The organism is Alteromonas sp. NFXS44 (assembly GCF_040148705.1).
Classification (GTDB): Bacteria; Pseudomonadota; Gammaproteobacteria; order Enterobacterales; family Alteromonadaceae; genus Alteromonas.
Genome location: NZ_JAGDEA010000013.1, coordinates 1 through 8,321, shown reverse-complemented (window position 1 = coordinate 8,321; position 8,321 = coordinate 1). Strand labels below are relative to the sequence as shown.

General features: G+C 41.6%; 3 protein-coding genes. 2 read left to right on the top strand and 1 reads right to left on the bottom strand.

The genetic code is table 11. The features are described from left to right. Positions 1-226 precede the first annotated feature (226 nt). Positions 227-1,246: a LacI family DNA-binding transcriptional regulator gene (locus J3369_RS21960; RefSeq protein ID WP_349591150.1), complete on the top strand. Its 1,020-nt coding sequence runs from the start codon at positions 227-229 to the stop codon at positions 1,244-1,246. 86 nt (positions 1,247-1,332) lie between these two features. Here the strand turns inward: J3369_RS21960 and J3369_RS21955 are convergent, their stop codons facing one another. Further along, the gene (locus tag J3369_RS21955; protein WP_349591149.1) at positions 1,333-4,335 is read right to left on the bottom strand and encodes a family 78 glycoside hydrolase catalytic domain; all 3,003 of its coding nucleotides are present in this window, start codon (positions 4,333-4,335) and stop codon (positions 1,333-1,335) included. A 243-nt stretch (positions 4,336-4,578) separates the two neighbouring features. Here J3369_RS21955 and J3369_RS21950 point away from each other — a divergent pair, with 243 nt between their 5' ends. Then, positions 4,579-7,722, top strand: a complete 3,144-nt coding sequence (locus tag J3369_RS21950; protein ID WP_349591148.1) for a TonB-dependent receptor — start codon at positions 4,579-4,581, stop codon at positions 7,720-7,722. Positions 7,723-8,321: the final 599 nt, after the last annotated feature.

Below are 8,321 nucleotides of genomic sequence, written 5' to 3'. Positions count from 1 at the left end.
TCGATCAACTGCTTGTAACTCATGGTAATACTCTAATTGTTTGGCGACTTTAGAATACCACCAACAGGCAGTTGATCATCTATCACCCGTTAACCATGAGTGGTGCACTTATTATCTGAATTCGGGTAGGAATTACCGTGGAAAAAGATACAATTGAATTCCGAAATGTCTGAACAAGAATGCATTCACTTAATAAACATCAAGTGAGTTTAATTACAATTTATTTATGAAAACTCTAAGTGTAAAAGATTTTGCAGCTTTGGTCGGAGTATCAGAAAAGACAGTATCAAGAGTCTTGAATGATGACCCAAAGGTTAAGGCTTCAACTAAAGAACACATACTCAGTAAAATGTATGAATATGACTTTTATCCCAATGCGCATTCGAGACGGTTGAGGTCTAAAAAAAATTTCGTCATTGGTGTCGCGTTCGCAGATTATTCAGGTTATTCATATAATGCATTGCTCACAAAAGGAATTATTAGAGCAAGTGACCGCTTATTTTATGACGTCGTTATTCGACCCATTGACCTCGGTACACCTGACTCTACTCAAAAAGAACTTGAATCCTTTCTGCGAAGAACAGCCTTAGATGGATTAATCCTTCCTGCTCCCTTATGTAACGACCCCACTATTCTGAAAATCGTAATCTCCGCCCGTATTCCTTTAGTCGGTGTGGGAAGCGAGTCAGTCAGGCCATCTGTCTACTGTGATGAAGTTGGCGCAGCACGCTCTATCGTTGAGCATTTGATAGAACTGGGTCATTCAGATATCGGCATTATCGTTCCCGAAAGTTCAGACAATGGCTCAGCCCACTGGCGTCTCCAAGGCTATAAACAGGCTCTGGATGCTGCCAGTATACCGATAAACAATGAATGGCTAATCAAATACAACGATTCCGATACTCAAGAAGACACATTTATAAAGAAATTACTTCAACGCGCGGACAGGCCCTCTGCCATTTTTGCATTTAATGACGGCGTTGCTGCAAAGGTTTACAAATATGCACTTCAATTGGGAATAAAGATTCCTCACGAACTTTCTGTTATCGGCTTCGATGATGATCCCATTAGCGAAGTTCTTTGGCCCCCCCTTACAACAGTCTCACAGCCTGTCGTTGAATTAGGACAAGAAGCGGCCAACCTTTTAATTAAGCGATGTATCATGCAAAATGACGACTATATAATCTCCCCATTGAAATGTTCTCTGGTTGAGCGCTCGTCTGTAGCTCCATATTTACGCCATTAAATTGCATCCCTTACAATTCAGGTTGACATTGTTTTGGCAGGACGTGGCCAAAACACCAATAGAGAAAAGGGCGCTAGTTGATTTCTTCATTTAACACCTAATGCGCGATTTTTTCGGGTTTCATTAATGATTGGAATTTGCTTAATTAAATTCTCTATTGTGTTATCGGTATGTAATGAATCCGAAATCTCACTGAGGCTTTTGTCTCCGATAGTGCGTATCGCCCAGGGAGATAACAGTTGTGGCGCATTTTTTTGGAGGAAACTCTGAATCTCCTGGATACCAGAAGCCTCAAACAGCGTGGTGTCTCGCGAAATAGGACTTATATCTGCCGCTTGAAGTGCAAGAGGAACAGAATCATAAGAGAAAGAGTATTTACCTGAACCTACGGTTAGATGAACATCATCACCAATATCTTCAATTTCATAAATTGAAGGAATCCGAGAAATATCAAGCGAGCCATCAGTAATTGTTGCGCCTTTCGCCAATGGCAGTATTACCTTGCCCACTGTATTTGCTGGAACCTCGATTTCGTAAGTGAAATTACTTGCCTGAATACGCCAGTCTGATAACACTTTTCCATACGGAGTCTCTATCGATGCTTTTACATTTGTGAGTTCTCCGCCGGGCTGAGGATTCAGAATGACGACTTTGTAGCCCGGTGCATTCTCATCAATCTGAATTCCTGCAACGGTAGTCATCATCCATTGACCAATTGCACCATACGCGTAGTGATTGAATGATGTCATTTCAGGATTTTGAAACGAACCATCTGGCTTAATGGCATCCCAACGTTCCCAAATTGTGGTAGCACCAAAGGTAACAGGATAGAGCCAGGACGGATAAGTAGTTTGATTCAGAAGATTATATGCCGTTCTTCTCTTGTTGTTATCAGACAAAGCTTTTGTTAATCCGGACGTACCGAGGAACCCGGTTGTTAAATGGTTTCCTCGCTTGGAAATGTCCCGAACTAGTTGACGGGAAGCGTCCAGGCGAGAATGTTCGTCCAGTAAATCAAAGTTCAATGCCAGAACGTAAGCGGTTTGTGTGTTATAAACAATCAGTCCTGAATCTGTTACAAATTCCTGATTAAAAGCCTCTTTTATAGACTCGAACAGTTTTGCATACAGTTTATGGTTTTTTTCATCCCCAATAATACGCGCAGACCTGGACAATATATCAACGGAATGAGCATAAAAAGCTGTAGCAATAAAGTCTGTCCCGGTTTCGGCGCGATAAGGCGTGAGGGAGTCATTTAAGAGCGGGGCAAGCCAGTCACCATATTGAAACCCGGGCCTCCAAATTAAGTCGTCATCAACTTGTGTTGATATGTAGTCAACCCAGGCTTTCATGCTGTTGAATTGTCGCTTGAGAAAGCTCTTGTCTCCATAGGCCAGGTACATTTGCCACGGAATAATAGTGGCAGCATCTCCCCATCCTGCAGTCCCATGATGTTGTTCGTCTAATATGTCAGGTACGACATGAGGAACGCTGCCGGACGCTTTTTGCGATAGCGACAAATCAGTCAGCCATTTTTTAAAAAAGCCTGAAACATCCATATTAATTGCCGCTGTCGCGGCGAATACCTGAGCATCTCCTGTCCAACCTAAACGCTCGTCCCGTTGCGGACAGTCTGTAGGCACTTCCAAAAAGTTACCTTTTTGCCCCCAGATAATATTGCTGTATAACTGATTTAGTAACTCGCTGGAGCTGGTCCATTCCGCTGTATTTGCAAGGTCAGAGTGTATAACTACCCCTTCGATTGACGGATATTCTGCGCCAGATGGTAATCCACTCACTTTTGCATAACGAAAGCCATGAAATGTAAAGGTGGGGGAGTATGTTTCATTCTCTATACCTGAAAATACATATCTGTCTTCCTGTACTGCACTTCTGAGGTTATTTGTGTAAATATCACCAAGTTCATCCAATACCTCGGCATGTTCGATAAGTATTTCTGTGCCTTTTGGAACCGTCGCTGATAGTCTGATTTTTCCTACAAAGTTCTGTCCAAAATCAACAATGAAAGAATCATCGGTTAATCGCGATATATGTTGTGGTGTTAAGATCTCTATCTCACGTACTGGTGGCGACTCTGGTTCAACTAAATTTACAGTTTTATCCAGTATTTGCGCGAATTTCCAAATTGGCGATGGAGCGGTTGCGTCAACAAACTCGCCTTTGTAAATGTCTGCAAATTGAATTACGCCATTCGTGGAATATTTCCACGAGTCGTTTGTTGTAACTATCTGTTCGGTGCCGTCTTCAAAGAGCAGGTGCAACTGAGCAATAAATGCAGTTTTGGTTCCGTAGAGTGCTTTCTGCCCCTCCCAACCCAGAAAGCCGCGATACCAACCGTCTGCCACAATACCCTGCAGCACAATCTTGTCACTTGTGAAAAAATTGCTTACATCATAAGTTTGATATTGAACGCGGTGGTTATAGTCAGTCCACCCTGGCGTAAACAGATCACTACCGACTTTTTCCCCATTTATACTTAGTTCATAGATGCCTAGTGAAGAAACGTAAATGGTAGCTTCTTTGACCTTTCTTGTTACAACTAACTCTTTTTGGAAATAAGTAACGGGGCTGGAACTAACAGAATTTACATCTTGAGAGGTTATCCATTTAGCTTGCCAATCCCTGTCACCAATTAAACCTGTTGACCATTCACTCAATTCACTCCAATCGGTAACGAGGCTATCGCCATCCCATATTCTGACTCTCCACTTTACCTTTTCGCGTGAAGATAGAGACTCCCCTTGATAAGGAATATAGAGTGATGCGGAAGATCGTACTTTGCCGGTATCCCACTTCATCTCTGGCGAATTAAATTCTTTATCAGCCGGAACCACTTGTATTTGATAAGCAGACTGTTGAGCTCCCCTGTAGCTAGCTGATAGTTGCCAGCTCAAATTCAAATCTGTTGGGTTAACTCCTTGGGGATTCTTGAGTCCATTTACTTTCAGATTCACAGCAGCTAGCACAGATTCTCTGGCTTGGACCAAGTTTGCATTAAAACAGAACCACACAAAAAATATAAAGAACCAAAAGTTTCCAAACAGTTTTACTTGTGACAAGTTGCTCATTGTATCTTTGTCCTCGGTTAGTCATTTTTTGTTGCATTTTTAACTCATAATGGACAAATTTCAATAGTTATTAGTCAATACGGTTAACAATAATGTCTTTCATTGGACATTTTGTGTTAAAAAAATGTAGCGTTTTCATTTTTGTTCATATAAAGTCAAATCCAATCAAAAGTGACCTGGGCTTTCTGCCGAAGCTCCATTCTGTTGTGATTGCTAGTAAAAACCTGGAGAAAAACTGTGATAATGCCGAGAAAAAACACACACAAATTTAATAAGATTGCACATTCAATATCAGTTGCTTTAATAGCGACATCAGCACTTAGCCTCGCTAATGCCCAAGAGACAGAGGACAATATTGAGGTCATAGCCGTAAAAGGAATTCGCGGAAGTGCGATGAAGTCGATGGATATAAAAAGGGATTCTGCCGGCGTAGTAGATGCAATTTCCGCAGAAGATATCGGTAAGTTTCCCGATACAAATTTGGCTGAATCGTTACAAAGAATTAGCGGGGTATCGATTGATAGGAAGAATGGTGAAGGCTCTCAAGTCACTGTTCGGGGTTTCGGTCCAAAATATAATCTCATAACCCTGAATGGCAGGACTATGCCATCATCTCAGATTTCTGCTGATGGTGGGTTAATAAATGACCGTTCTTTTGATATGAGCAATATTGCCTCTGAAGGTATATCAGGCGTTGAAGTTTATAAGACAGGAAAAGCGAATATAAATTCTGGTGGTATTGGAGCAACAATAAATTTAAAAACACGTCGTCCGTTCGATAACCCCGGGTTAAATTTTTCAGTAGGAGCAAAAGCTTTACACGATACAACTAATCGTGTGGGTGATGATGTCACTCCGGAAGCTTCAGGATTTTTTAGTTGGACTGACGATGATGAAGTTTGGGGTTTATCTATATCCGCTTCTCATCAGCTCCGGGATAGTGCGCAAACAGGTATGTATACGGGAGGCTGGTCAGATTACTCAGGACCTTGGGGGGGCGCCTCATTTTTTAATGGCATTGACCAAAACTCTCAAGATGCGGTTTACGTTGAGAATGCACCTGACTTGGGTCAACAGACAAACATGACTACAAGTGCAACATATTTTCATGCAGACCATGAACGAGAACGAACTAATGGTCAAATCGTCCTACAATTCAGACCGACTGATAGTGTTACTACAACCATTGATTATTTGGTTGCAGAGCAAAAATCCTTTTTGAATAGAGCTCAGCAGTCTTTCTGGTTTGGTGGGGGCCAGCGACCGGTTACAGATGTTCGGTTTGATGAGAACGCATTAATCAAAACCCCTACCGATTTTTACATTGTAGATCCAACAGGCTTCCCTTCAACAGCAGGTCTTGACATGGCCCTTCAGCAAGGAAATGTCCAAAATAAACTAGAGTCACTTGGCTTCAACGCCGAGTGGGATGTAAATGATGACTTGTCACTAAGCTTGGATTTTCACGATTCCTCAAGTGAAAGCTTACCCGCACCGGGAGCTGTAACAAATTGGTTGGAAACCGCTGTTGGGGCTCGTGGTATGTCTGAATTAGGTTATGCCAACTCTGATGGTCTGTTACTTTTGGTTGGTCAATTCGATGATGATTTTGATCCTACCGGCGAACTGACTGGTGTTATTCGTGATGGTGGTCTGGTTCCCAATGAGCTGGATAAAGGTGATATAAACTCTAATGTCAGAAACATGGATTACGATCGGGTATGGTCAGACATTAGACAGATTAAATTGGATGGTCGCTACATTTTTGAAAACGGCTCCCTATTTAATTTTGGTATTCAAGCAACCTCAATGAAGAATATCGCAAAAAGCTCACAGGATTTTCAGTTGTTTGAAGGCGGGTGGGGACAAGTAAAACCCGGAGACGTACCAGACGAAATGCTATCTGAGCTTGATTATTCGAGGCTCTTTGACGGATATAGCTTCTCACTGTCGCCGGAACAGAGTGCATTTTTTGAATTAGCTTCTTCCGGAACTCCGCAAGTCTTATCAAAAGGCTTTATTGGAGATGCTGCAGAAATCGGAAAAATATTATCTGGTCAAGCCGGACTTAGTTGGGCTCCAAATATGAACGATAGTGTTAACCGCCTGATTAAGGAGGACATCTTTGCAGCTTATGGACAACTAGATATGGAAACGGAACTTGGAAACATGCCTGTTGATATCTTGGTCGGTATCAGATACGAAAAAACCGACGTAAAGTCAGTTACTCAAGTTGCTGAAACAACACTAGTTTGGTTAGGAGACAATGATTACCAAAGCATAACCGGTGATTTAGCATCAGCACCACTAGTCGAAGGTACGGGTAGCTATAGCCACATACTTCCAAGCCTCGATATTTCATTACATATCACAGAAAATCTTATTTCCCGGTTTTCAATAGGCAAATCTATTTCAAGAGCGGATTATAATCAGCTTTCTGAAGGCGTATCGGGGATTGGTGGTCCGAATGGAGGGCCGCTTTCTCTCGGCGGTACACCAGGTTTCGCAACGAACGGCAGTCCAGGCCTAAGGCCGGTAGAATCCAATAACCTGGACTTGTCACTTGAGTGGTACTATGACGATACTAGCTATGTTTCTATTGGCTACTTTGACAAGAGAGTTCCAAACTTTATTGGGCAGGGTGAAGATTTGACTTCAGTTGATGGGGTTAGAGATCCCTCAAACGGTCCAAGAGTCGAAGCGGCAATCGCTGAGCTGGAATCTCGTGGTATAGCGGTCAATCAACAGTCAGTGTTCCAAATGGTTGCATCAATGAATGACACCAACAATGGATGCGTAAATGTCAATGCTGAACTCTGTGGCATGCCTTTCGACAGTGCTCCATACTCAGATTGGGAAAATGGTGTTGATATTGTTGCCACGAGCGATGACCCGGATCTCATGAGTCGGGTCATTATCCCAGTCAACTCTCAAGATGCTAAATTGAGTGGCTGGGAGTTAGCTCTTCAACACTTCTTCGGGGAATCAGGATACGGTGTTCAGGCGAACTATACAATTGTAAATGGCTCAGTAGGTTTTGATGTTGCAGCTGACCCAAGTACAAACCAATTCGCTTTAACAGGACTCAGTGACTCGGCTAACTTTACTATTCTGTATGAAAAATTTGGAATTCAGGCTCGTCTGGCCTACAACTGGCGAGACAAATTTTTAAGCGGTATTAGCTCGAATGAACCAATTTTTGTTGAGGCATACGACCAACTTGATTTTTCAATAGGTTATGAAGTTATGGAAAATATGATTGTTTCATTAGAAGGGATAAATGTTCTGGAAGAAAATCAACGTATACATGGAAGAACTGAAAGTCAGTTAAATGAATTATCCATTCTTGGTGCCAGATACGCCTTGACTGCCAGATACACATTCTGACAGTTTGCCTAATAATTATTATCAATGACTTGAATCTCCCTGGGAAATTATAGAGAAATTTTTCTGGGGGATTTAATATTTGTCATTTCTTGGATTTCAATAATGTTGTTTTAAGGGGTTCTGTAATTTCAAAGGCTTTAGGGCCTCTGTATATGAAATATGTAGTCACAAGTAATTTTTTTCTGCATACTGTTTTAAATCTTGCGTATTAAATCCCTTGTCAGTCCTAAATGCGTGAGTAGGTTCTAAATTGATTTTAGAACCTTTTTTTAAAACGTTACTTTTATTTAACTGTTTGAATGGCCTTACACGCAAGGTGTAGTGGTATAGTATATTTATTGAATGGAAATATACTAGTAAAGCGAGTTTTATAAATTCAATCTTATGGGTTTTATGGGCTTGGATTAAAGCATGATTTTTGGATTTCAACCAAAAGTAAAATTAAGTTGGATAAATCCTTTTTCAAGTAACACGCGAATTCAACTCCGAAGTGCACCACTCGCTAATTTAGGCAGCCCTGCGTAATTCATTGAATACCGCAACAGGTTGCCTGAAGCCGAGGCACTTTCTCGGTCTGGCATTTAATGCCCGTTCTATTT